Raw genomic sequence first — 23,813 nt, 5'->3', positions numbered from 1 at the left:
AAAACGACACTTACTGCTACCCAGTTGGGCCCTGCACCAGGAGAACTCCAATGAACAGCTTCACTGACAACTTCACTATCAACGGGATCACGCTGACCGCGCAGCCGATTTGCCGGCAGGGCGAGGTTCTTACTCCGGATGCTTTGGCGTTTGTTGCCAAGCTGCACCGGGCCACCACGGCGCGGCGGCAGGAGCTGCTCCAGGGCCGCCGCAACCGGCGGGCCGAGATCGCCAAGGGGCAGGACCCGCGGTTCCTCCGCGAGACCGAATCCGTCCGCACTGATCCGAACTGGCGCGTCGCTCCGCCGGCTCCGGGCCTGGAGGACCGCCGCGTGGAGATCACCGGTCCGGTGGACAAGAAGATGACCATCAACGCGCTGAACTCCGGCGCCAAGGTGTGGCTGGCCGACATGGAAGACTCCTCCACACCGTCGTGGCGGAACGTCATCCAGGGCCAGCTGAACCTCACGGACGCGCTGGAACGCCGGATCGATTTCACCTCGCCGGAGGGCAAGGAGTACAAGCTCCGCCCGGCCGGCGAACTGCCCACCATCGTGGTCCGCCCCCGCGGCTGGCACCTGCCCGAAAAGCACATGCTCATCGACGGCGAACCGATCGCCGGCGGCATCGTGGACTTCGGCCTGTACTTCTTCCACAACGCCCGCCGCCTGCTGGCCCAGGGCAAGGGCCCGTACTTCTACCTGCCGAAGATCGAAAACCACCTCGAAGCACGCCTGTGGAACGACATCTTCATCCTGGCCCAGGACCTGCTCGGCATCCCGCAGGGCACCATCCGCGCCACGGTGCTGATCGAGACCATCACGGCCTCCTTCGAGATGGAAGAGATCCTCTACGAACTGCGCGACCACGCCTCGGGCCTGAACGCCGGCCGCTGGGACTACATCTTCTCCATGATCAAGAACTTCCGCACCCGCGGCCCCCGCTTCGTCCTCCCGGACCGTGTGCAGGTGACCATGACGGCCCCGTTCATGCGCGCCTACACCGAACAGCTGGTCCGCGCCTGCCACAAGCGCGGCGCCATGGCCATCGGCGGCATGGCCGCAGCTGTCCCCAACCGCAAGGACGAGGCAGCCAACGCCATCGCGTTCGAGAAGGTCCGCGCGGACAAGACCCGCGAGGCCGGCGACGGTTTCGACGGTTCCTGGGTTGCGCACCCGGACCTGGTTCCGGTGTGCCGCGAGGTGTTCGACGGCGTCCTTGGCGACCGGCCGAACCAGCTGGACCGCCTCCGCGAGGACGTCACCCCGGATGACCGTGCGCTGCTGGACATCGCCGCCACCACCGGCACCATCACCGAAACGGGCATCCGGAACAACATCGAGGTGGGCATCCGCTACATCGAATCCTGGCTGCGCGGCAACGGTGCCGTGGCCATCCACAACCTGATGGAGGACGCCGCCACCGCGGAGATCTCCCGCTCGCAGATCTGGCAGTGGATCTACTCCCACGCCATCACGGACCAGGGCGAAATCATCACCCGCGAGTGGGTGGAGGACATGCTTGACCAGGAATTCACGAAACTCGAACGCTTCGAAGGCGACCGCTTCGCCGACGCGCGGGACATCTTCGAGGAAGTCACCCTGGCCGACGCGTTCCCCACGTTCCTGACCCTCCCCGCGTACGCCCGCTTCCTGCACGAAGCACGCGACGGTTCCGACGGACCGGTGGAGGACGCAGAGCTCGTCGCCGCCTAGGAATCGCAAGAGTTTCCGTTTGCCGGGCGGCCACGCCGTCCGCAACAGGCACCCCGAAATCCGGGGCGGCCGCCCGGCAGCGGAACCACCAGTAAGCGCGAACGGACAGTTGAGGCCCTCAGACAAGGGCCTCAACTGTCCGTTCGCGCTTTTTGTTGGGGCTCAAATGTCCGTTCGCGCCGGGGGCGCCGGGGCGGTGAAAGTGCGACGACGGCGGGACGCGTCAGCGGGTCTTCGGCACCTTCCGCACGGAGAGCGTCGTGCCCAGGAAGAACGCCGCCACCGAGCCGAGGATCAGCAGCATCGGGTTGGTCCAGGACCCGGAAAGCCCGTGGACATAGCCCAGGAGGGTCGGGGCGGCAGCGCCAACCGAGTACCCCACGCCCTGGACGATGGCGGACATCCGGCCGGCGGACGCCTGGTCGCGTGCCAGCTTGATGATGGCAATGAAAATGAGGGTTATGCCGCCGCCCTGCGCCGCGCCGCCCACGGAGGACCAGAGCCACCACAGCTCCGGGGCCAGCAGCAGGCCAAGGGGAACTGTCAGCCACATCGTGCCCAGGGTGACCGCGACCGCCGTCGTACTGGCGAACCGGGCCACCATCGGCACCCCAAGGCCGCCCACAATGGCGAGAATCTGGAAGAGGGAGGACCCGGCGCCGGCGGCGGAGGGCGCCATGCCGAGTTCGTCGATGAGGAAGGTCGGCAGCCAGGCCGTGACGCCGTAGTAGGAGAAGGCCTGCCCCGCAAAGCCCGCTGTCAGCCCGGCCGTGATCCAGCGGGAGGCGGGCCGTCCGCCGGCCGGCCGGGGATTGGAATCATCGACGGCGGCCGGAACGAAGGCATTGCGTCCCACGGACATCACCCAAAAAACCGTCGCGGCCACGGCGAAGAGCCCGCTGGCCGCGAGGGCCAGGCGCCACCCGGCAAGCTCGGCCAGCGGCGCGGTAACCACGGAGGTGAGGAAGGAGCCGATGTTCAGGGCAGCCGTGTAGATGCCCATGGCCGTGCCTTGGCGCCGCGGTGAAAAGTCACGGCGGATGATCAGCGGGACAGCGATGTTGCCGATGGTGATGGCCACGCCGATGATGACCGTTCCGACCAGCACCAGGGCGCCGTTACCGGCCGAGCGGACAATAACACCGGCCAGAACCCCGAGCAGGGTGAGCATGATGGCGAATTCGGCGCCGAATTTCCGGCCCGCGAACGAGGCGAGCGGCGCCGCCAGGGAAAAGCACAGCACCGGAATGCCGGTCAGCAGGCCCAGTTCCACGGGCGAGAACCCGAGGTCCTGCTGCATCGGGCCGACCACGGGGGCCACAGCCACGAACGGGCCGCGCATGTTCAGCGCGATGAGTCCGATGCTCGCCAGCAGGATCCAGCCGCGCGGCATCCTGGCAAGGATATTCGCCGTCATGAGGCGGGCTGCGGTTTGGTGCGGGAGCTGGAAATCGGTGTCATCAATTCATTGCTATCACGCCCGCAGCCGCATGACGGGCCTTATCCCGTTGCCTGCAGGGTGGCTTCTATCACGGCGGGAGACAGCACATGCTGCGTGACCATCTGGCTGGCACCCAGGATGGCCGCCTGGTCCCCGGCCATCGAGAGCGCTATCCGCAGGTGTGACGTGGCCAGCGGCAGGGACCGCCGGTAAACGACTTCCCGGACGCCAGCCATCAGGTGCTCACCGGCCTGGCCCAGGCTTCCGCCGATCACAATCACGGACGGGTTGAGCAGGTTGACCACTGTTGCGAGCACGTCCCCAACATCGCGGCCGGCCTGGCGCAGCGCCTGGATCGCCTGGAGGTTGCCCTCGGCGACCAGCCGCAGGACATCGCCGCCCTTCTCGGCAGCCAGTCCCTGCCGGGCCAGTTCCCGCGCCACGGCAGGACCGGACGCCAGTGCTTCGAGGCAGCCGTAGTTGCCGCAGCGGCACAGGACTTCATCGCCGCGCGGAACCCGCACATGGCCAAGGTCGCCCGCGGTTCCGTTGGCGCCGCGCTGCAGTTCCCCGCTGCTGATGATGCCCGCGCCGATGCCGGTGGCCACCTTGATGAACAGGAAGTTGTTGTGTTCCGGCCAGTACGCCGTGCGTTCGCCGAGGGCCATGATGTTGACGTCGTTGTCCACCAGCACCGGGACCGGCAGCGAGCGCTGGACGTAGCGGACCACGTCGAACCCGTCCCAGCCGGGCATGATGGGCGGCTTCACCGGCATCCCGGTGGCGTGCTCCACGGGGCCGGGCAGCCCGATCCCGATGCCCGCAAGGTCTGACGGAGTCCGGCCGGCCTCGCTGAGGAGCATCTTGCCTTCCTCGACCACCCGGCCAAGGACGGCTTCCGGACCGTCGGCAACGTCCTGGACGAGGCGGTGCTCGGTGAGGACATTGCCGCCCAGGTCGGTGACGGCAACGATCACGTGCGTGGCGCCGACGTCGACTGCCAGGACAGCGCGGGCGGCCGGATTGAAGGCAAAGCGCGACGGCGGCCGGCCGCCGCTGGAGCTTGCCTCCCCGGCAGGTCCCACCAGCCCGGAAGAGATCAGCGCGTCAATGCGAGCGGCAACTGTGGAACGGGCAAGGCCGGTGGTCAGGGCCAGTTCGGCGCGGGTGCGGGCCCTGCCGTCACGGAGGAGCTGGAAGAGATCGCCGGCCCGGGAAAGATTTCCGGCACCGTCGGCAGCAGTGTCGGTTCCGGGCTCGGTTCCGGGCTCTTTTCCAGACGTTGGACTCATGAGTCAGTGATAGCACGAAGCTCTTATGCGTGTCACGCCATCGAAAGATTGTCGATAACTTTTCAACTTTTGCTTGACGATCGACAAAAGTAGTTCTAGCTTGATGTGTGAGCGGTGTCACCTGAAGTCAGGCACCGGGAATTCACGCTCCAGCTATTACAAAGAGGTAAGCAACTTGTCGAGCCACCCACAGGCAGCACCGGCCGTTCTCGGCGTCGGCATCCTGGGCGCCGGACCCGTTACCCAGGCCATCCATCTGCCGTCACTCGCACGGTTGGGAAACATCCTCGAAGTCCGCCACATCATGGACGTTGACCCTGCGGTCGCGGAAGCGGTGGCAGGCAGGGTTGGTGCGAAGTTCAGCACCAGCATGGAAGAGCTCCTCGCTGACCCGGCTGTGGACATCGTCGCCATCTGCAGCCCGCACCAGTTCCACGCAGCACAGGTCATAGCCAGCTGCCGGGCCGGAAAGAAAGCCGTACTGTGCGAAAAGCCGTTCGCCATGACCGGTGAAGAGGCCGCCGGAATCTCAGCCGTTTCCGCCGAAACCGGCGTTCCGATCATCGTCGGCGCCATGCACACGTTCGATCCCGGCTGGCTCGCGGTGGAGCAGGCCTGGGGTGACCTGCCGGAGCAGGTCCACACCGTCCGCTCCTCGATCGTCCTTCCGCCGAACCCCCGCTTCGAGGATTTCGCCACCGAAATCGTGGGCCGTGGTCCCCTGCCTGGCAGGGAACCGACCGACCCCGAGGTCATCAAGGCCATGCTCACCGGCGGAGTGATGGGCCTGGCCATCCACGATCTTCCGCTGGTCCGCCGCTTCACCCCTGACTTTGCGGCGGTGGAAGTCCTGCACGCTGAAATCGTCCGGCCGTTCGGCTACGTCATCTCGCTGCGGGCCGGAAACGTGGCCATCGAGCTCCGCGCCGCGATGAACGGGACCTGGGAACCGTCCTGGGTGTTCGAGGCCATCGGCGACGACGCCGCCCTGCAAATCGACTTCACCCCGTCCTACGTCCACGCCGGTTCGGCTACCGCCCGGATCCGGAAGGCCGGACACGCCACCGTCCTGGGTCCGTTCAGCCACAACGGCTACGAGGGCGAGTGGCGCAAACTGGCGGAACTGGCCAGCGGGACAGGCCAGCCGCCGTCCGCGGAAACGCTTATTCATGACCTCGAGTTCGCACTGGCGATCGCCGAGGCCGCCGCCCGCAGCGTTGACGCCGGCTTCGTTCACGCAAGCATCGCCGACGAATCACCTGCAGACGAGGAGATCAACGCATGACCACTCAGCTGTCCGCGTATGCGGATCCGCAGGCGGAAGCAGCCGGTGCCGTGTCCGCCGTCGTCGCTTCCCTTCCAGTGTCCTTTCGTCCCGCAACGACCGCGCCGGATGTCATCGCCGTCGCCGGTCATGCCGGCTGGACGGGGCGGGCGGCCGCTGCAATCCGCGGCGGTGCCAGGGGTGTTGTGGTTTCGGCCCCGGTGGCCGAAGATCCTGCCGAACTTGCCGGCGTCGCAGATACCGCACGCGCGGTAGTTGTGCTTGACCGGAAGTGGGCCGGAAACGTAGCGCTGGCCCCGGCCAGCGGGAACGTCCACGGCGTAATCGCCGAGGCCCTCAAGGACGCCGTCCTGCTTGACTCGGTTGCTGTGGCCGCGCCCGGCACGGACCCCCTGCACCTGCTCGCGGAACAGTTCGCCGTCCTCGTGCAATGCGGCATTGAAGCGGATAACCTGCGGATGGTCCAGCGCAACGGGAACGGGTACACGGTGTCCGGTGTCCTGGCCGGCGGAGTGCCAGTCGCCCTTCAGGGCATCCTCACCTCGGCGCTGCCTGCAACCGCCACCGTCTCGATCCTTACATCTACAGGCCGCGCCGACGTCGTACTGCCGGACCCCGAAGCAGCCTGGCCGGCCGACGTCCGGGCGGTGACGGCAGAAGGAGCGACGACGCTTCCCACACTCTACGAATCATCCCACCGGACCAGCTGGTCGAGGGTCCACTCGCTTCTTGCCTCCGGGAACCCCGCCAGCGACCTGGCGCAGTTCACCACGGTCATGTCACTCCTCAGCCAACTCAACGACTAGAAAGCCTCACCGTTCCGCCAGCATTTCCAGTTTCAGAGTCACAATCCACTCATTGTCGAGAAGGGCCCGGGCATTCAGTCACTCCGGACCCTGAAAGGAACCATCGTGTCTACTAAACCCTCCATCGCATCTTCCGCATTCTCCCGCCGGGGATTCCTGGGCTTCGCCGCAGCCGCGGCCTCCGTTCCCCTCCTGGCCGCCTGCGGCGGCGGCTCCGCCTCACAGGGCGGTGGAAGTGCGGCTGGAACCATCAAGTTCTGGGACATGCCGTGGGCAACCCCCGCCTACAACGACGCCGCCAAGAAGATCGTGGAAGGCTTCTCCGGGGCCAACAGCAAGGCCAGCTACCAGCTCATCCAGTGGAACAACTTCTACCAGACGTTCTCCTCGGCCATCGCCTCCAAGACCGGCCCCGCGGTGTCCACCGGCGGCGGCTTCCAGGCATTCCAGTTCGAGGAGCAGGGCCAGATTGCCTACGCCGACAAGGTGATGGAAGCACTCAAGAAGAACGGCCAGTTCGACGACTTCCTCCCCGGCGTCGTAGAGCCCTTCAAGACGGACAAGGGCTACGTGGCAGTGCCGTGGCAGTTGGACATCCGGCCGCTCTGGTACCGCAAGTCCCTGTTCGAGAAGGCCGGCGTCGAGGTCCCCACGGACTGGGCCAGCCTCCTTGAGGCGGGCAAGAAGCTCAAGACCGTCGGAGCCGTTGGCTTCGCCACCGGCTCCGGGGCCGGCAACAACATCGGCAACCACCTGATGATCATGATGATGCTCAACAACGGCGGCGGCGTCTTCAGCAATGACGGCCAGCTCGATGTCATGAACGACCGCAACGTGGAGGCCGTCGAGTTCATGCTTGAGCTGGTCTCCAATGGCATCGTCGATCCTGCCGCCGTCAGCTACACCACCGACAACCTCAACGCCCAGTGGAAGGACGGCAAGGCCGCGTACGGCATGTTGACGCTGGGGGTTCCCGAGCGCGTGGGCGATACGTCCGGCGACATCGTGGTGGCAAGCCCGATTGCCGGTCCGCACGGGGACAAGGCCGCGCTGATCTTCCCGAACAACATCATGATGTACACCAACACGCCGTCGCAGGAAGCCTCCGAAGCGTTCGTGGTCTACTACCTGGGCCAGTTGAAGGAACTGTGGAAGCAGAAGCTCATGAACGCCCTGCCGGTGTTCAAGTCCATCACCGAGATGCCCGAATTTACCTCCGACCCCAACAACGTGAAGATCGTCAAGGAATACGTGCCCATCGCCAAGACCTTCGCTTCCCGGGGCACGGCCCTCAGCGCCGACCTCGCTGCCCTGGACGGCGGCCAGGCCCTGAACCAGTTCACCCAGACCATCCTCACCGGCAAGACAGATGCCAAGTCCGCCCTGCAGGCTTTTGAGTCCGGCCTCAAGTCCGTCCTGAAGAAGTAGGCGGCCGGAATGTCGTCCACCACAGCACCGTCCGGCCTCGCCCGGGCCCGCAAGGGGCTTGCCCCCGGCGGGTCCGGGGGCGGGCCCGTCCCCAAGACCTTGAACCGCAAGAGCAAGCTCTCGGCGCAGGCCAGCCGGACGTTCTTCTGGCTCCTGCTGCCCTCGGTCGTCCTGCTCGTCCTGATCCACGGCTACCCGCTCTTCCAGGCCGGCATCCAAGCCACCCACGACGGAAACCTGATCCAAACCGGTGACTTCGTCGGCATCGAAAACTTCCAAAGCGTGCTGGCCTCGCCGGCGTTCTGGAAGGCAGCCCAGTTCACGCTTCTCTTCACCATCGTCGGTGTCTTCGGTTCCTGGGCCGTCGGCCTCGGGCTGGCGTTGCTGCTGCGCACCAGGATCCCGGCAGGCGGCACCTTCAAGGTCCTGCTGCTCCTGCCCTGGGTGGTGCCGATCGTGGTCTCGTCCACCGCGTGGAACTGGCTCGTCGCCACCCCGGACAGCCTCATCCCGTCAATCTTCCGCAACCTCGGCCTGGGCACCCCACTGTTCCTTGCAGATCCCACCCTTGCCGCCGTCACCGTGATGATCTTCAAGGTCTGGGTCAGCTTCCCCTTCATGATGATGATGATCTCGGCTGCCCTGGCCTCCGTGGACACCACCGTCTACGAGGCCGCCAGCATGGACGGCGCCACCCGCTTCCAGCAGTTCAGCCAGATCACCCTGCCGCTGATCGCCCGGTCCACCTACATCAGCTGGATCCTCATGACGATCTTCTGCGTCAACGACTTCCCCACCATCTACCTGCTCACCGGCGGCGGACCTGTTGACGCCACCACCTCCCTGGTGGTCCTGGCCTACCGCACCGTCTTCCAGGACTTCGCGACCGGCCCCGGCGTAGCCATCGCCTTCCTCATGACCATCACCCTGGTTGTCGTATCGGTCGTCCTGTACCGCCAGATCCGAAAGTCGAGCGTCGAATAATGAGCGCAGTACTCCACGCCCACCCCGAAACAGGCGCCGCCCTCGGCGTCACCGGCCCGGCCAAGAACAAGCGCGTCCTCTCCGAAGCCGGCCACCGCGGTCAGTGGTGGCGGTTCGTGCTGATCCTGGTCATCACCGCGATCGTCCTCGTACCGATCATGGTCACCGTGGTGCTCGCCTTCACCCCCGGCCCAAACAGCACCGCTACCGGACTGACGTTCGAGAACCTCAGCAACGTCTTCTCCAAGACACTGGCGGCCACCTGGCTGCAGAACAGCCTCATCACCACCCTCTCCACCGTGGTGGTTTCCGTCGCGGTCGCAGCCCCGGCCGGCTACGTCCTCTCCCGCGGCCGCAGCAAGGCAGTCTCCGGTTACTCCCTGCTCCTGTTCGTCATGCAGTCCCTGCCCATCATCACCTCGGTCGTCCCGCTGTTTATCCTTTTCGCAGCGATGGGACTGGTGGACAACCTGATGGGCCTGACCATCATCTACGTCGGCTCCACCATGACGGTGGCCACCTGGATGATGGCCGCCTACTTCGACTCCATCCCCATCAGCCTCGAAGAGGCCTCCTGGATCGACGGCTGCTCCGTCTTCGGGTCCTTCACCAAAGTCGTCCTGCGCAACTCCCTGCCCGGCATCCTCTCCACCGCGATCTTCGCCTTCCTGCTGGCCTGGAACGACTACCTCGTAGCCATCGTGTTCCTCCGCTCGAACGAGATCTTCACCCTCCCCATGGGCGTGCAGTCCTTCTTCCAGCAAAACAACACCGACTGGTCCGGAGTCATGGCCCTCGCCGTGATCATGATGCTCCCGCCCGTCATCGTCTTCGCCACCCTGAACAAATACTTCAGCGTCGGCGGCATCGGCGGATCCCTCGCCGGCCGCTAGGCCCCGACAGATTTTCGAGAACACCAACTCCCGCAAAGGAACGAAATGTCTTACTCACTCCAGCTCTACACCCTGCGCAATGCCATCCAGGCGGACCTGCCCGGCACCATCCGGAAGGTGGCTGAGATCGGCTTTACCCAGGTTGAACCCTACAACTTCGTGGCCACGGCCAAGGAGCTCGGCGCCGCGCTGAAGGAGAACGGCCTCACCGCCCCGTCCGGCCACGCTCCCCTGCTCAGCCAGGACCAGGACGAAATCTTCGCCGCCGCGAAGGAACTCGGCATCAGCACGGTCATCGACCCGTACCTGCCCGCCGAGCACTGGCAGAAAGCCGAAGACATCCAGGACACCGCCGCCAAGCTCAACGCCGCAGCAAAGAAGGGCGCCGAATACGGCATCCGCGTCGGTTACCACAACCACGCCTGGGAGTTGGAGTCCACCATCGAGGGCCGCACGGCACTGGAATACTTCGCCGATCTCCTGGACCCGGAGCTGGTGCTGGAAGTGGACACCTACTGGGTTGCCGTCGGCGGCCAGGACCCTGTCGACATCCTGACAAAACTGGGTGACCGGGTGAAGTTCATCCACATCAAGGACGGCCCGCTGAACACCGACACCAAGGCACAGCAGCCCGCCGGGCAGGGCAAGATCGCCGTATGGGACGTCATCGGCGCCGCGAAATCCCTGGAAGTGGGCGTCGTGGAATTCGACGACTACTCCGGCGACATCTTCGACGGCATCACCCAGAGCCTGGCCTTCCTGAACGCCGAAGCAAGCGAAGGAGCCCGGGCATGAGCGAGGCAACAACTTCCCGCCGGGGCCCGGTGGGCGTCGCCGTCATCGGCGCAGGCAACATCAGCAAGCAGTACCTGGACAACCTCACGGTCTTCCCGGACCTGAAGGTCCACGTCATAGCCGACCTCTTCGAGGACTCCGCAGCCGCCCGCGCGAAAGAATACGGTATCGCCGAGTCCGGCGGCGTGGACCTGGCCCTGAACCATCCCGACGTCGAAATCATCGTCAACCTCACCATCCCGGCCGCGCACGTGGAGGTGGCCACCGCCGCCGTCAACGCCGGCAAGCACGTGTGGACCGAAAAGCCGTTCTCGCTGGACCGCGACTCGGGGCTGGGGCTCCTGAAGGCAGCGGACGCCGCGGGGCTCCGGCTCGGCTGCGCACCGGATACATTCCTGGGCGCCGGGCTGCAGACCGCGCGGCGGCTGATTGAGCGGGGCGACATCGGCGCCCCGCTGACGGCGATGACCACATTCCAGACCCCCGGCCCGGAATCCTGGCACCCGAATCCGGCGTTCCTCTTCCAGTACGGTGCGGGACCCCTGTTCGACATGGGCCCGTACTACCTCACCGCACTGGTGCAGACGTTCGGGTCCGTGCGCCGCGTCGCGGCCATCGGCTCCAAAGCCAAGGAGGTCCGGGTGATCGGTTCCGGCCCCAAGCTGGGCGAGGAGTTCACCGTGGACGTCCCCACCCATATCAGCGCCATGGCCCAGTTCGAGGGAGGCCAGTCCTCGCACAGCGTCTTTTCGTTCGAGTCGCCCCGGCAGCGGATGGGCTTCGTGGAGATCACCGGAACGGAAGCCACGATCTCCCTCCCGGATCCCAACCATTTCGACGGCGACATCAGGCTCTGGCGCGCCGGCGACGAAGACTGGACGGTCATCCCCGCCACCGGCCCGTCCAACGGCCGCGGCATGGGTGTGCTGGACATGGCCCGTTCCATCCGGGCCGGAGTCCCGCACCGCGCGACCGGCAACCTCGCCTACCATGTGCTGGACACCATGGTCTCGATCTCCGAGTCAGTGGAATCCGGTGCCTTTGTTAACGTCGAAAGCTCCGCCCCCGCGTCCCCGGCCCTCCCCGAGGACTGGGACCCCACCGCTTCCACACTCTAGGAATCACGCACATGAACTCCCCCGAAAGCACGGACGGCACCAACCCGGACAACTCTCCCCTGGGCGTGGCGATGATCGGCTATGCGTTTATGGGCAAGGCCCACTCGAACGCCTGGCGGAATGTCGCATCCTACTTCGACGTTCCGGCCTTCGAGCAGAAAGTGCTCGTGGGCCGGGACGCCGTGCAGGTCACTGCGTCCGCGAAGAAGTACGGCTGGGCGGAGTCCGCCACTGACTGGCGCTCGGTCCTGGACCGGGACGACATCCATATCGTCGATATCTGCGCCCCGGGCTGGATGCACGCCGAGATCGCCATCGCCGCCCTCGAAGCCGGCAAGCACGTCCTCGTGGAAAAGCCGTTGGCCAATACGCTGGCCGAGGCCGAGGCCATGACCGAAGCCGCCGCGGCGGCCCGTGCCAAGGGCGTACAGTCCATGATCGGGTTCAACTACCGCCGCGTCCCCGCCCTTGCCCTCGCGAAGGAGCTCATCGCCGAAGGCCGGCTCGGGACGGTCCGGCACGTCCGGGCCGCGTACCTGCAGGACTGGCTCTCCGACGCCGAGTCCCCCATGACCTGGCGCCTTCGCAAGGAAACCGCCGGATCCGGCGCGCTCGGCGACATCGCCTCCCACGCCATCGACCAGGTCCTCTACCTCCTGGACGGCACGGTCACCGAAGTCACGGGCCGGCTGCACACCTTCGTGGACCGCCGCCCCGGCCCGAACGGCCTGGAGGATGTAACGGTCGACGACGCCGCCTGGGCCACGCTGACGCTCGCCTCCGGGGCCATCGCCTCCGTGGAAGTATCCCGCGTGGCAACTGGCCAGAAGAACTCCCTCAAGCTGGAAATCTACGGCGACAAGGGCACCATCCTGTTCGACCTTGAGGCGTTGAACGAGCTCGGTTTCCTGGATGCCACCGTGCCTGTCCGGGAGCAGGGCTTCCGCCGGATCCTGGTCAACGAACCCGAACACCCCTATCTGGAAGCCTGGTGGCCGCAAGGCCACATCATCGGCTGGGAGCACACTTTCACACACCAGATCCGTGACTTCCTGACGGCCATCAGCGCCGGGCAGGCACCGTCGCCGTCGTTCGAGGACGGTCTCAACGTCCAGCACGTCCTGGCCGCCGTCGAGGAGTCTGCGGCCGCCAAAAGCTCACTGATCCAACTGAACACTTCCACCAGCACCACCACCGAAGGAGCCTGACATGCCCCGCCCGTACACCCTGTTCACCGGCCAGTGGGCCGACCTCCCGTTCGAGGAAGTCGCCAGGCTGGCGTCCGGCTGGGGCTACGACGGCCTCGAGATCGCCGTTTCCGGGGACCACCTGGACGCCTGGCGTTGGGACGAACCCGGCTACGTCGAAGCCAAACTCGCCATCCTGGAGAAGTACAACCTGAAGGTCTGGGCCATCTCCAACCACCTCAAGGGCCAGGCCGTCTGCGATGACCCCATCGACTTCCGGCACGAAGCGATCGTCGGGTCCAAGGTCTGGGGCGACGGCGACCCCGAAGGCGTCCGCGCCCGCGCCGCGGAGGAAATGAAGCACACCGCCCGGCTCGCCAAAGCCCTCGGCGTGGACACCGTCGTCGGGTTCACCGGCTCCTCCATCTGGCAATACGTCGCGATGTTCCCGCCCGTCCCGGAAAAAGTCATCGAGGCCGGCTACCAGGACTTCGCGGACCGCTGGAACCCCATCCTGGACGTCTTTGACGAATGCGGCGTCCGCTTCGCCCACGAAGTCCACCCCTCCGAGATCGCCTACGACTACTGGACTACGGTCCGCACCCTCGAAGCGATCGGACACCGTCCCGCGTTCGGCCTGAACTGGGACCCGTCCCACTTCATGTGGCAGGGCATCGACCCTGTCTCCTTCATCTGGGACTTCAAGGACCGGATCTACCACGTGGACTGCAAGGACACCAAGCTCCGCCCCACCGGCCGGAACACCGTCCTCGGCTCCCACCTGCCCTGGGGCGACCCGCGCCGCGGCTGGGACTTCGTCTCAGCAGGCCGCGGCGACGTCCCCTGGGAATCGTCCTTCCGCGCCCTCACCGCGATCGGCTACAACGGCCCCATCTCCGTGGAATGGGAAGACGCCGGCATGGACCGCCTCCACGGCGCCCCCGAAGCCCTCGCCGCCCTGAAGAAGTTCGACTTCCCCGCATCGCAGACCAGCTTCGACGCCGCCTTCAGCAGCAAGGACTAGTACATGCCTGAAACCCAAAAACACGACGACGGCGGGTTCGTCCCGCTGTTCGACGGTACCTCCCTGACCGGGTGGCGGGCCGTGCCCCGGGTCTACGGGACGGAATACCCCGGCGGTCCGAGCATCCTTGAGCTGTTCGACAGCCGGGGCTTGGCGCGGCCTGTGGAACCCGAACAGCACCCGGCGAAATGGTTCGTGGAAGATGGCGTGCTGGTGGGCGAACAGGACTCCCCCGGCAGCGGCTACGGCGGCTACCTGGTGAGCGAGCAGGCGTACGGCGATTTTGAGCTTGTGCTGGAAATGCGCCCCGATTGGCCGGCCGACACGGGCGTGATGATCCGGCGCCGGCCGGATACGTGGGAAGGCTTCCAGGTCCTGGTGGACCACAGGCCTTCCGGCGGAATCGGCGGATTCTTCGGCAATGGACTGGCGAGCTTCTCGGCAGTGCCGTTCGCTACCGACGTCGCCCTGGACGCGGACGGCCGACCAACCGGGCTGATCGCCGACAACCCGGACACCTCCGTGGAACCCGTCACGGAAGAGAAGCGTGCGCGCCTGAGCTATGCGGCCGACGTCGGGGATTTCCTCAAAGTGTGGCGCTGGGATGACTGGAACGAGCTCCGGATCCGCTGCATCGGGGCACTGCCCGTCATCACCACCTGGGTCAACGGCCTCAAGATCGCCGAACTGGATACGGCGACTCTGCAGTCGCCCAACTACAACGCCGAGGCTGTCCTGGGAGTGCTCGGCGCGCGTGGCCATATCGCCCTTGAGGTGCACGACAACGACGCTATGTTCGGGGAAGCCCGCTGGGGCAAGGGCGCGCAGTGCCGGTGGCGGAACCTCCGGATCAAGGAACTGTCCTCCGAGTCCGGCGAGGCACAGGAGTGATCCGCGAGCTACAGCCCGGCCAGCGCTGCGAGGTCTGGATTGCGTCCGTCACCGGAGAGTCGCAGCTGGTGTACAGGACGGATGACGTCCTCCTCGAGGCACCGAACTGGACCCTCGACGGTTCGTCACTCGTCCTCAACGGGGATGGGAAGCTGTGGACGCTGGACGTGTCCGAGGGCGGGCCCACGGAAGTCCGGCTAAGCGGCATCCCCGGCCTCAACAACGATCACGTCCTGGCACCCGACGGCGCCGGCATCTTCCTGTCTGCGAATGACGGCCACATCTACCGTGCGTTGTTGGACGGCGGACCGGCCAAGCGCATCACCGACGACGACGGCACTTTCCACTTCCTCCACGGCGTCAGCCCGGACGGATCCCAGCTGGCGTACGTGGGCATCGAGGCGGGCGACTTCACGCAGCCCGGTCGCCTGATGACCATAGCGTCCGACGGCGGCGCTACCGCCGCCGTCGACGTCGGCGCCGGCCACTGCGACGGGCCCGAATATTCGCCCGATGGGAAATGGCTCTACTTGAACACGGAGTCCTTTACGTCGGCACCCGGCCACGCCCAACTCGCCCGTATCCAAGTGGACGGAGGAAGCTTCGAGCGGCTCCTCGAATCCGACACCGTCGACTGGTTCCCGCACCTGTCCCCCGACGGACAGCTGGCCACCTACATCCGCTTCCCCGGCGGCACGGTGGGCCACCCCGCGGACCTGCCGGTCGGCGTCGTGCTTGTCTCGACCGATGACTGGACAACGCCACTGCACACATGGCCACTGTTCGGCGGCCAAGGTACGCTCAACGTCAACAGCTGGTCGCCCGATTCCACCCGGTTCGCGTACGTCGCGTACCCGCTCAGCGATTCCGAAAATACAAAGGACTAAGTACGTGACCAACCCCAACACTGGCACTTCTGACGGCAGCATCCGCTGGGGAATCCTCGGCACCGGCTTCATCGCAGGGCTGCAAGCGCAGGACCTGAACGAGAACGGATTCACGGTGCAGGCCGTGGGTTCGCGCACCCTGGAATCGAGCAAGGCGTTCGGCGACAGGTTCGGCATTCCCACCGCGCATGACAGCTATGAAGCCCTGGTTGCGGACCCGGAGGTGGACGTCGTTTACATTGCCACGCCGCATCCGTTCCACCACGCGAATGCGCTGCTGGCGCTGAACGCCGGCAAGCACGTCCTGGTGGAGAAGGCATTCACCATCAACGCCCGCGAAGCGCAGGAGATTGTTGAGCTGGCCGAGTCCAAGGGCCTTGTAGCGCTGGAGGCCATGTGGACGCGGTTCCTCCCGCACATGGTCCGTCTTCGCGAGATCATCCAGGAAGGCACCATCGGCGAGGTCCGGAAGGTGGTCGCCAGCCACAACCAGAGCCTGCCCAAGGACCCTGCCCACCGGCTGAACGACCCCGCGTTGGGCGGCGGGGCGCTGCTGGACCTCGGCATCTACCCGATCTCTTTCGCCTTTGACGTCCTGGGCACCCCGGAGCGCATCCAGGCGAGCGCCACGATGACGGCGACAGGCGTGGACGGCCAGACGGCGGCGATCTTTGACTATGCCGGCGGTCAGCAGGCCCTGGTGGACTGTGAGATGGACGCTGCAGGAGCGAATCGGGCTGTCATCATCGGAACGGAGGGGTGGATCGACATCGAATCCGTTTGGTACAACCCTGTGCCCTTTACCGTTTACGGCGTTGATGGCAATGTTGTGGAGCGCTTTGATCAGCCGGTGAACAGCCGGGGGATGCAGTTCCAGTCCGCCGAGCTGGAGCGCCTGATCCGGGCTGGAGCCACGTCCGGGACCATCCTGCCGCCGGGCGAGAGCGTGGCCATCATGGCAGCCATGGATGAGATCCGCCGACAGATCGGGTTGAGCTACGAAGCTGACACGGAGTTGGCGCGAAATGACTGATTCTGCCCGCCTCGCTGAACTGAAGCAGCACGAGGAAGAGCTCGTTTTCGCGAGCTTCGACCACCACGATGCCTGGCGGCTCGGCTCGCTGATCGCCAACCGCGCAATCACCGAGGGCCATGCTGTTGCCATTGATATCCGCCGGCACAACATCGTGCTCTTCCGCTGCGTCCTGCCCGGAGCCACGGCCGACCAGGAGGAATGGATCCGCCGCAAGTCGGCCGCCGCCCTGCGCTTTGAGCACAGCACGGCGCTGCTCACAGAGCAGTTCACGGACTACGACCCCACCCAGGGCGGCTGGCTCGCGCCGGAGGACTACACGCTGGCCGGAGGGTCTTTCCCTATCCGCGTCCGAGGCACAGGCGTCGTCGCCGCAGTGACGGCATCCGGGCTGTCCTCCGACGACGACCATCAACTGGTGGTCGACGGCATCAGGACGTACCTGAAGGACGTCGCGGCATAGGAAAAACCCGGCCGAATAGCCTCCAGTAGTGAGCAATCGCTTATCCCTTGACGGAACGGAATCGCCCCTGTAACAGTTAGTCGTGGGCGAATCGATGGAGAACCACAACGGGACTGGCGCGGCGTCTGTTTCCGGTGGGCTTCATCAGGGTTCCGCGACGCCCCCGCCCCTTCTGGAAGTCCGCGGACTGACCAAAAGTTTCTTCGGCATTCCCGTGTTGGAAGACGCCCACCTTAGCCTTCACCGGAGCCAGGTGCACGGGCTCGTGGGTGAAAACGGCGCCGGAAAGTCCACCCTGATGAAGGTGCTTGCGGGCGTATACCAGCCGGATGCCGGAACGGTGCTCCTGGACGGCCAGGAAGTGAATTTCAGCCACCCTACCAAGGCCCACGAAGCCGGGCTGTCATCGGTGTTTCAGGAGTTCAACCTGCTTCCCGACCGTACAGTGGCGGAGAACATCTACCTGGGCCGGGAACCGCGCCGCGGACTTCTGGTGAACAAGGCCATGATGAACGCGAAAACGGCGGAGTTGCTGGAGTCGCTCGGGATCACCGCCATTCGGCCCACGACTCAGGTGCGGAGCCTGACCGTGGCTGAGCAGCAGGTCGTGGAGATTGCGAAGGCGGTCAGCTATGACGCCCGGATCATCTCCATGGACGAGCCCACCGCCGCGTTGGCCGGCGCCGAAGTTGAACTCCTCTACCAGATCGTGTCACGCCTCCGGGAACGTGGGACTGCCATCCTCTACGTCTCCCACCGGCTCCGGGAACTCTTCGACCTGTGCGACGTCATCACCGTCCTGAAGGACGGCCGGGTGGTCAGCACCGGCCCCGCCTCTGAACTCGACGATGCACGTCTGGTCCGGCTGATGGTGGGCCGGCCCATCTCAGCCTTCTTCCCGGAGAAGCTGCCCCGGGCAGGCAGCGACGCTGAGGGCCCTGGCGCTGAAGGTTCTGAGCTCCCCGCACAGCCGATCCTGAAGTTGCAGGGTGCCGGAAACGGCCAACTGGACGGGATTAGCTTCAGCGTTCAGCCGGGTGAGATTGTCGGCCTGGCCGGCCTCCAGGGCTCCGGCCGGACGGAACTGCTTCACGCCATCTTCGGCGCCGCCCCCTTTGACCGCGGGTCGATGAAGGTGGAAGGCCGGGAGCTGCTGCCAAAGTCGCCGCGGGACGGCGTCCGGGCGGGCATGGCCCTCATCACCGAAGACCGCAAGGCTGAGGGCCTGAGCCTGAACCAGTCCATTCTGGATAACGCGCTAAGCGTGATCAGATCAGTTTTCCCGCGCCGCACAGGCGCGGTAAGAACCGAGATCCCGGTGGTGTTTTCCTCCCTGGAAGTAGTCGCCCGGGACCTGGACCAGGAGGTGCAGTACCTTTCGGGCGGGAACCAGCAAAAAGTGGTCCTCGCCAAATGGCTGGCCATCCGCCCCCGCCTGGTCCTGCTGGATGAACCAACCCGCGGAATAGATGTGGGAGCCAAGGTTGCGGTGTACCGGTTGATGCGCAAGCTCGCAGCCGAAGGCAAGGCCATCCTGATGGTCTCCAGCGAACTGCCGGAGGTGATCGGCATGTCCGACCGGATCCTGGTCATGCGCGACGGGCGTCTGGCCGGCGAGCTTCCGGCCGGAACGTCCGAGGAAGCCGTCCTGCAGCTGGGAACGGGTGCCAGGACTGCGCCGGAAGGAGGGCCATGACACAGCGCGGCAGCCTCGTCGAGCGCCTGTCCTCCACCCAGATCGTCTACCTGGTGGCGCTGCTGACGCTAATCATCGGTGCAGTTCTCGTCAGCACGATCGGGCGGAATTTCTTCAGCCAGGGAAATATCTCGAGCATCCTGACCGGAACCAGCGTCCTGGGCTTCATCGCAATAGGCCAGACGCTGGTCATCCTGGCCGGCAGCTTGGATCTCTCCGTTCCCTACGTAACCAGCCTGGCCAGCCTCATCGCCGCCGGCGTGATGGCGAACAACCCGGGCAACGTCCTTCCCGGCGTACTGCTGACGTTGGGTGCCGCTGCCGTTATCGGCCTCGCGAACGGGCTCATCGTGGCCCGCCTGAACGTGCACGGGTTCATCGCTACGCTGGGCATGGGCTTGATAATAAGCGGCTACCTCGCCACCAATTTCAAAGGCAGCTTCGGTCAGACCCCGCTCTCATTCCGCCTCATCGGGGCAACGGGTCTGGGGCCTGTTCCCATATCGACAATTATCATGCTGGCCTGCGCTGGCCTGGCCATGCTGCTTCTCCACCGTACCCGTGTTGGCCACCACCTCTACGCCGTTGGCGGTGACATCTCCGTGGCCCGGACCTCCGGAATCCGCATCGACGTGCCGGTCATCACAGCTCACGTGATCTGTTCCCTGCTGGCGGGAATGGCGGGGCTGCTCCTCGCCAGCCGGCTGGGCGTGGGAAGCCCGACGGTAGGTTCCCAGGGCGGCTACGACCTGCTCTCCATCGCCGCAGTGGTGCTCGGCGGAACCTTGCTGGCCGGCGGAAAGGGGACCATCACCGGCACCCTCGGCGGCGTACTGATCTTCGCCATGATGGACAACATCATGTCCGTCATGCAGATCAACCCCTTCCTCAAGGACGTGGTCCGGGGCGTTGTAATCGTCGTCGCCGTCGCCGTCTACGCCCGCCGCAGGATCGCCAGCAGGCCGGAGCGGTTCACCTCGAAGGGTTCCGCGGAAGCACATGCTGCACAGGCTGCATCCGCGGAGGGGCCATGAGTACGGCGCTGCCCTCCGGGCGCAGCGCGGTCCTCCGGCAGAACCGTGCGAGCCGATCCCAGCGGCTCCTGCGTGCCGTGCGCGCCCCCGGCGGCGCCGTCTTCATCCTGTTGCTCAGCCTCCTGACGGCCATCATCGTGCTGAATCCCTCCTTCGGGGAGCCGGGCTCCTTCATCCGGTTCATCGGCAGGACGGCCCCGATTGCCATCGCCGCCGTCGGCCAGTACTTCGTCATTGTCAGCGGCGAATTCGACCTGTCGATGGGATCCGTGGTGACCATGCAGGTCATCATTGCCGGCAACCTGATCAGGCAAGACGATTCGAAGGTGATTCCGGTCCTGATCCTGATGTTTGTGCTGGGCGCCTTCATCGGGCTGGTGAACGGACTGATCACAACGCTGCTGAAGGTGCCCAGTTTCATTGTGACCCTGGGCATGATGCTGGCGTTGCTCGGGCTGGTCCTCTACTGGACCGGCGGCGCTGCCCAGGGAAACCCGGCGGACAGCTTCCGCCAGATAGGTCGCGGCGGGATCCGGGACGTCCCGGTCCTGGAGATCATTCCCTACGCTGTCATCATCCTGATCGCCGTGGCGGTCCTGGCCTTCACCCTGATGCGCAGCCCGTTCGGCCGCATGCTCATCGCAGTCGGCGACAATGCGGCGGCAGCGGCGCTGGCCGGCTCCCGCGTCTGGTGGGTACGGACGCGGGCGTTCATGATCTCGTCGCTATCGGCAACCGTGGCTGGGATCCTGCTCGTGGGCTATGCGGGAGTGCATCCATCAGTGGGGCGGGGCTACGAATTCACGGCGATCACCGCCGTCGTCCTCGGTGGCGTAGTACTTGGCGGTGGACGCGGCTGGGTCCTGTCCGCGGCGGCCGGAGCGTTCGCCCTCGAGGCATTGTTCACCCTCCTGAACTTCCTGGGCGTCCAGGCGACCTGGCGGGACACAGTCCAGGGGGCAATCATCATCATCGCTGTGGCAGCAGCGTCCAAGTCATGGCAGCGCAAGCGCAAGGGAGCCACTTCCGCTGCCCATGACGAACGGCACCGGCTGACCGCAGCAGCCATGCCCCATGAGGGCACCGAACAAGGAGGAGATCGAGTCTGATGCGCAAACACACTATTCGCGCGATCGCACTTGCCGCAGCGTTGCCGCTGGCGGTGCTGACCGCGTGTACCACTACCGACCCGTCAGTTACTGAAACGACGGGAACCGGTACCCCCTCACCCGCCGAAACCAGTCCCGCAAGCCAGGAATGGTTTGACCAGGCGCTTTACGACGGGCAGTTCAAGCAACGCTCGGCAACCTTTGAAGGGAACGCGGAGCAGCCCTACCTGCAGTACATCGCAGGCGACATGACGGACACCTCCAAGTTCGCCTCTTCCGGGCCGCACAAGGTCTGCTTCGCCAACGCCTCCATCTCCAACCCGTGGCGGCAGACCGGCTGGATCACCATGAATCAGCAGCTCAAGGTCCTGCAGGACTCGGGCGTCATTTCACAGATGGAAACCCGGGATGCCAAGGACAACGACAATACCCAGATCGCGGACATTGACTACTTCATCGACGAGGGAAAATGCGATGCGTTCGTCATTTCTCCCAACTCCACAGCGGCCCTGACCCAGGCCGTGGAACGTGCCTGTCAGACCGGCAAGCCTGTGGTGGTGTTTGACCGCGGCGTCGAAACCGACTGCGCCACCACGTTCATCCACCCGATCGGTGGCTTCGCCTGGGGCATCGACACTGCCACGTTCCTGACCGACAGGCTGAAGTCCGGTGACAAGGTGGTGGCCCTCCGCATCCTCCCCGGCGTTGATGTCCTGGAGCACCGCTGGGCGGCGGCAAAAAAGATCTTTGAGGAGAAAGGAATCCAGGCCAAGGACTACTTCACCGGAGCCGACCCCACCGAGATCAAGAAGATCATCTCCGATGAGCTGGCCACCGGTGACGTCCGAGGCGTCTGGATGGATGCCGGAGACGGTGCAGTGGCTGCCCTTGAGGCTTTTGAGGACGCAGGCAAAGACCTGCCAGTGATGACCGGCGAGGACGAGATGAGCTTCCTGACCAAGTGGAAGGAAACCGGAATCGATGCCATGGCCCCCGTCTACTCCAACTTCCAGTGGCGGACCCCGTTGCTGGCCCTGGAAAAGATCTTCAAGGGCGAGCAGATACCGGCCGAATGGGTCCTGCCTCAGAAGCCCATCCTCGCGGACGAGCTGGACGACTGGTTGCAGCGCAATCAGGGCATGCCCGGCGGGCACTACGCCAAGTTCGGCGGAGAAAACCTGCCCGGCTACCCGGACGTCTGGCAGAAGCGGCAAATGCCGTAGCCCGGGAGCTGTGGCCAAGGAGGCAGCGTGAAGCGTCTGGTCGGGGTGAGTACCTGGGTCTGGGAATCCCCCTTGACCGATTCCAACCTGGTCGGATTGCTGGAGAAGATCGCCGCAATGGGGTTTGACGCCGTCGAACTGCCGCTGGAAAACGACGGCGACTTCACTCCCGCAAGGGTGCGGGAAGCCCTGGCGGCCACGAGGCTCACACCGTTTCTTGTCGGTGCCATGGCGCCGGGCCGGGACTTGGTGGCCGCGGGTCCGGGATCCGTGGAAAGGACACAGGCCTACCTGATGGCATGCATCACCATGGCCGGCAGTATCGGCTCGCCTACGGTGTGTGGTCCTTTTTACGCCCAGACCGGCCGGGTCTGGCGGATGTCGCGCGAGCAGCGGCGGGAGGCCTATGCCGAGCTGCGCCGAAATCTGCAGCCGGTGGCGGCCCGGGCCCGGGAAGCGGGTGTGGTCCTGGGGATCGAACCGCTGAACCGGTATGAAACATCGCTGATCAACACGGTCGAACAGGCGGTCGAGGCGCTGGACCCGTTGCTGGGCTACGGCGTCGGCCTCGCCCTGGACAGCTATCACCTTCATATCGAGGAGCGTTCGGTGGCGGCGGCGGTTCGGGCCGCCGGAGAACATCTGGTTCACGTTCAGGTCTGCGGCAACGACCGCGGCGCCCCCGGCGGGGACCAGACCGATTGGGAAGGCTTCCTGCGCGTCCTGGACGAGGTGGGCTACAACGGACCGCTGAACATTGAAAGTTTCACCGTGGACAATGCGGCCATTGCCGTCGCGGCCTCGGTCTGGCGGCCGCTGGCTCCCAGCCAGGACGAGTTGGCTGAGAGAGGCCTGGCTTTCCTTCGCGGCTTATGACTGCATTAACGGGCATACAAGATTAACGGGCATACAAGCCGCACTAGAGTTTGGACATGACGCACACAATCCGGAAAGCAACCGCGGACGACGCCGGCCGGCTGGCCGGGCTTGCCGCCGTCACCTTTCCGCTCGCCTGCCCGCCGGAGTCCTCCCCCGCCGATATCGCGGCGCACGTGGCGGCAACGCTCAGCGAAGCGAACTTCCGAAGTTATTTGGCGGACCCCGGCATCACGGTCCTGGTGATCGATTCCGACGGCGACCTCCGCGGCTACAGCATGCTCGTGGACCGTCCGGCCGGGGATCCGGACGTTGCCGCCGCCCTGACCGCCCTTCCGGCCACCGAGCTCAGCAAATGCTATGTCCACCCCGACCACCACGGGCTGGGTGCCGCGGCTGAGCTGATGCACGCCAGCCTCGGCGAGGCGGCCGCCGCCGGTGCCCGCGGAATGTGGCTGGGAGTCAACAGCCAGAACGCCAAGGCCATCCGCTTCTATGAGAAATCAGGCTTCCGGAAGATCGGCACCAAGTCGTTCACCCTGGGAACCACGGTGGAGCACGACTTCGTGATGGAGCAGGCACTCCCCCACCCCGAAGCGCGAACGGACACCTATGCCCCCCACCCGTAGCGCG

22 protein-coding genes are annotated in these 23,813 nt (G+C 65.4%); 20 read left to right on the top strand and 2 right to left on the bottom strand.

The features are described 5' to 3' along the window. The first annotated feature begins 50 nt into the window (after positions 1-50). On the top strand, positions 51-1,715 hold the full coding sequence (gene aceB, locus AB0N24_RS16580) for a malate synthase A (protein ID WP_364126441.1): 1,665 nt from the start codon (positions 51-53) through the stop codon (positions 1,713-1,715). A 223-nt stretch (positions 1,716-1,938) separates the two neighbouring features. On the opposite strand, the gene AB0N24_RS16575 is transcribed toward aceB, so the two are convergent. Continuing rightward, positions 1,939-3,132 (bottom strand): MFS transporter, encoded by a 1,194-nt coding sequence (locus AB0N24_RS16575; protein ID WP_364126438.1) that lies wholly within the window; start codon positions 3,130-3,132, stop codon positions 1,939-1,941. 83 nt (positions 3,133-3,215) lie between these two features. Continuing rightward, a complete protein-coding gene (locus AB0N24_RS16570; protein WP_364126435.1) occupies positions 3,216-4,448 on the bottom strand; it encodes an ROK family transcriptional regulator in 1,233 nt (410 codons plus the stop codon). Between the two features lie 175 nt (positions 4,449-4,623). On the opposite strand from AB0N24_RS16570, the gene AB0N24_RS16565 reads away from it, so the two are divergent. The 19 genes from AB0N24_RS16565 to AB0N24_RS16475 all read left to right on the top strand — a co-directional run bounded on the left by AB0N24_RS16565 (position 4,624) and on the right by AB0N24_RS16475 (position 23,809). Next, positions 4,624-5,733: a Gfo/Idh/MocA family oxidoreductase gene (locus tag AB0N24_RS16565; RefSeq protein WP_364126433.1), complete on the top strand. Its 1,110-nt coding sequence runs from the start codon at positions 4,624-4,626 to the stop codon at positions 5,731-5,733. Further along, the gene (locus tag AB0N24_RS16560) at positions 5,730-6,539 is read left to right on the top strand and encodes a hypothetical protein (RefSeq protein WP_364126430.1); all 810 of its coding nucleotides are present in this window, start codon (positions 5,730-5,732) and stop codon (positions 6,537-6,539) included. Before AB0N24_RS16565 ends, AB0N24_RS16560 begins: the two co-directional genes overlap by 4 nt. 105 nt (positions 6,540-6,644) lie before the next feature. Continuing rightward, entirely contained in the window at positions 6,645-7,967 is a 1,323-nt protein-coding gene (locus tag AB0N24_RS16555; protein ID WP_364126427.1) for an extracellular solute-binding protein, read from the top strand. A 9-nt stretch (positions 7,968-7,976) separates the two neighbouring features. Beyond that, positions 7,977-8,951 carry a sugar ABC transporter permease gene (locus AB0N24_RS16550; RefSeq protein ID WP_364126424.1) on the top strand — a complete coding sequence of 325 codons (975 nt, stop codon included), beginning with the start codon at positions 7,977-7,979 and terminating at the stop codon, positions 8,949-8,951. Then, positions 8,951-9,844 carry a carbohydrate ABC transporter permease gene (locus AB0N24_RS16545; RefSeq protein WP_364126421.1) on the top strand — a complete coding sequence of 298 codons (894 nt, stop codon included), beginning with the start codon at positions 8,951-8,953 and terminating at the stop codon, positions 9,842-9,844. The genes AB0N24_RS16550 and AB0N24_RS16545 overlap by 1 nt, the downstream gene beginning before the upstream one ends. A 45-nt stretch (positions 9,845-9,889) precedes the next feature. Beyond that, the gene (locus tag AB0N24_RS16540; RefSeq protein ID WP_364126419.1) at positions 9,890-10,639 is read left to right on the top strand and encodes a sugar phosphate isomerase/epimerase; all 750 of its coding nucleotides are present in this window, start codon (positions 9,890-9,892) and stop codon (positions 10,637-10,639) included. Continuing rightward, positions 10,636-11,757: a Gfo/Idh/MocA family oxidoreductase gene (locus tag AB0N24_RS16535; RefSeq protein ID WP_364126416.1), complete on the top strand. Its 1,122-nt coding sequence runs from the start codon at positions 10,636-10,638 to the stop codon at positions 11,755-11,757. The genes AB0N24_RS16540 and AB0N24_RS16535 overlap by 4 nt, the downstream gene beginning before the upstream one ends. Before the next feature lie 11 nt (positions 11,758-11,768). Beyond that, positions 11,769-12,965, top strand: a complete 1,197-nt coding sequence (locus AB0N24_RS16530) for a Gfo/Idh/MocA family oxidoreductase (RefSeq protein ID WP_364126413.1) — start codon at positions 11,769-11,771, stop codon at positions 12,963-12,965. A 1-nt stretch (position 12,966) separates the two neighbouring features. After that, positions 12,967-13,968: a sugar phosphate isomerase/epimerase family protein gene (locus AB0N24_RS16525; RefSeq protein ID WP_364126410.1), complete on the top strand. Its 1,002-nt coding sequence runs from the start codon at positions 12,967-12,969 to the stop codon at positions 13,966-13,968. 3 nt (positions 13,969-13,971) lie between these two features. Further along, positions 13,972-14,859, top strand: a complete 888-nt coding sequence (locus tag AB0N24_RS16520; RefSeq protein ID WP_364126408.1) for a DUF1080 domain-containing protein — start codon at positions 13,972-13,974, stop codon at positions 14,857-14,859. Further along, on the top strand, positions 14,856-15,746 hold the full coding sequence (locus tag AB0N24_RS16515; protein WP_364126405.1) for a biopolymer transporter Tol: 891 nt from the start codon (positions 14,856-14,858) through the stop codon (positions 15,744-15,746). Before AB0N24_RS16520 ends, AB0N24_RS16515 begins: the two co-directional genes overlap by 4 nt. 4 nt (positions 15,747-15,750) lie before the next feature. Continuing rightward, complete coding sequence (locus AB0N24_RS16510; RefSeq protein ID WP_364126403.1) at positions 15,751-16,779, top strand: Gfo/Idh/MocA family oxidoreductase; 1,029 nt, start codon at positions 15,751-15,753, stop codon at positions 16,777-16,779. Then, positions 16,772-17,242 carry a heme-degrading domain-containing protein gene (locus AB0N24_RS16505; protein ID WP_364126400.1) on the top strand — a complete coding sequence of 157 codons (471 nt, stop codon included), beginning with the start codon at positions 16,772-16,774 and terminating at the stop codon, positions 17,240-17,242. The genes AB0N24_RS16510 and AB0N24_RS16505 overlap by 8 nt, the downstream gene beginning before the upstream one ends. Before the next feature lie 94 nt (positions 17,243-17,336). Further along, on the top strand, positions 17,337-18,938 hold the full coding sequence (locus AB0N24_RS16500; RefSeq protein WP_364126579.1) for a sugar ABC transporter ATP-binding protein: 1,602 nt from the start codon (positions 17,337-17,339) through the stop codon (positions 18,936-18,938). Continuing rightward, complete coding sequence (locus tag AB0N24_RS16495; protein WP_364126397.1) at positions 18,935-19,972, top strand: ABC transporter permease; 1,038 nt, start codon at positions 18,935-18,937, stop codon at positions 19,970-19,972. The genes AB0N24_RS16500 and AB0N24_RS16495 overlap by 4 nt, the downstream gene beginning before the upstream one ends. Further along, positions 19,969-21,081 (top strand): ABC transporter permease, encoded by a 1,113-nt coding sequence (locus tag AB0N24_RS16490; protein ID WP_364126394.1) that lies wholly within the window; start codon positions 19,969-19,971, stop codon positions 21,079-21,081. Before AB0N24_RS16495 ends, AB0N24_RS16490 begins: the two co-directional genes overlap by 4 nt. Next, a complete protein-coding gene (locus tag AB0N24_RS16485; RefSeq protein WP_364126392.1) occupies positions 21,081-22,304 on the top strand; it encodes a substrate-binding domain-containing protein in 1,224 nt (407 codons plus the stop codon). The genes AB0N24_RS16490 and AB0N24_RS16485 overlap by 1 nt, the downstream gene beginning before the upstream one ends. Positions 22,305-22,331: 27 nt before the next feature. Continuing rightward, the gene (locus AB0N24_RS16480) at positions 22,332-23,180 is read left to right on the top strand and encodes a sugar phosphate isomerase/epimerase family protein (protein WP_364126390.1); all 849 of its coding nucleotides are present in this window, start codon (positions 22,332-22,334) and stop codon (positions 23,178-23,180) included. Positions 23,181-23,236: 56 nt separating this feature from the next. After that, positions 23,237-23,809: a GNAT family N-acetyltransferase gene (locus AB0N24_RS16475; protein ID WP_364126388.1), complete on the top strand. Its 573-nt coding sequence runs from the start codon at positions 23,237-23,239 to the stop codon at positions 23,807-23,809. The last annotated feature ends 4 nt before the right edge of the window (positions 23,810-23,813 follow it).

The organism is Arthrobacter sp. NPDC093128 (genome assembly GCF_040683875.1).
Lineage (GTDB): Bacteria > Actinomycetota > Actinomycetes > Actinomycetales > Micrococcaceae > Arthrobacter.
The sequence above is the reverse complement of the archived record's forward strand: the minus strand, read 5'-3'. Positions and strand labels throughout refer to the sequence as shown.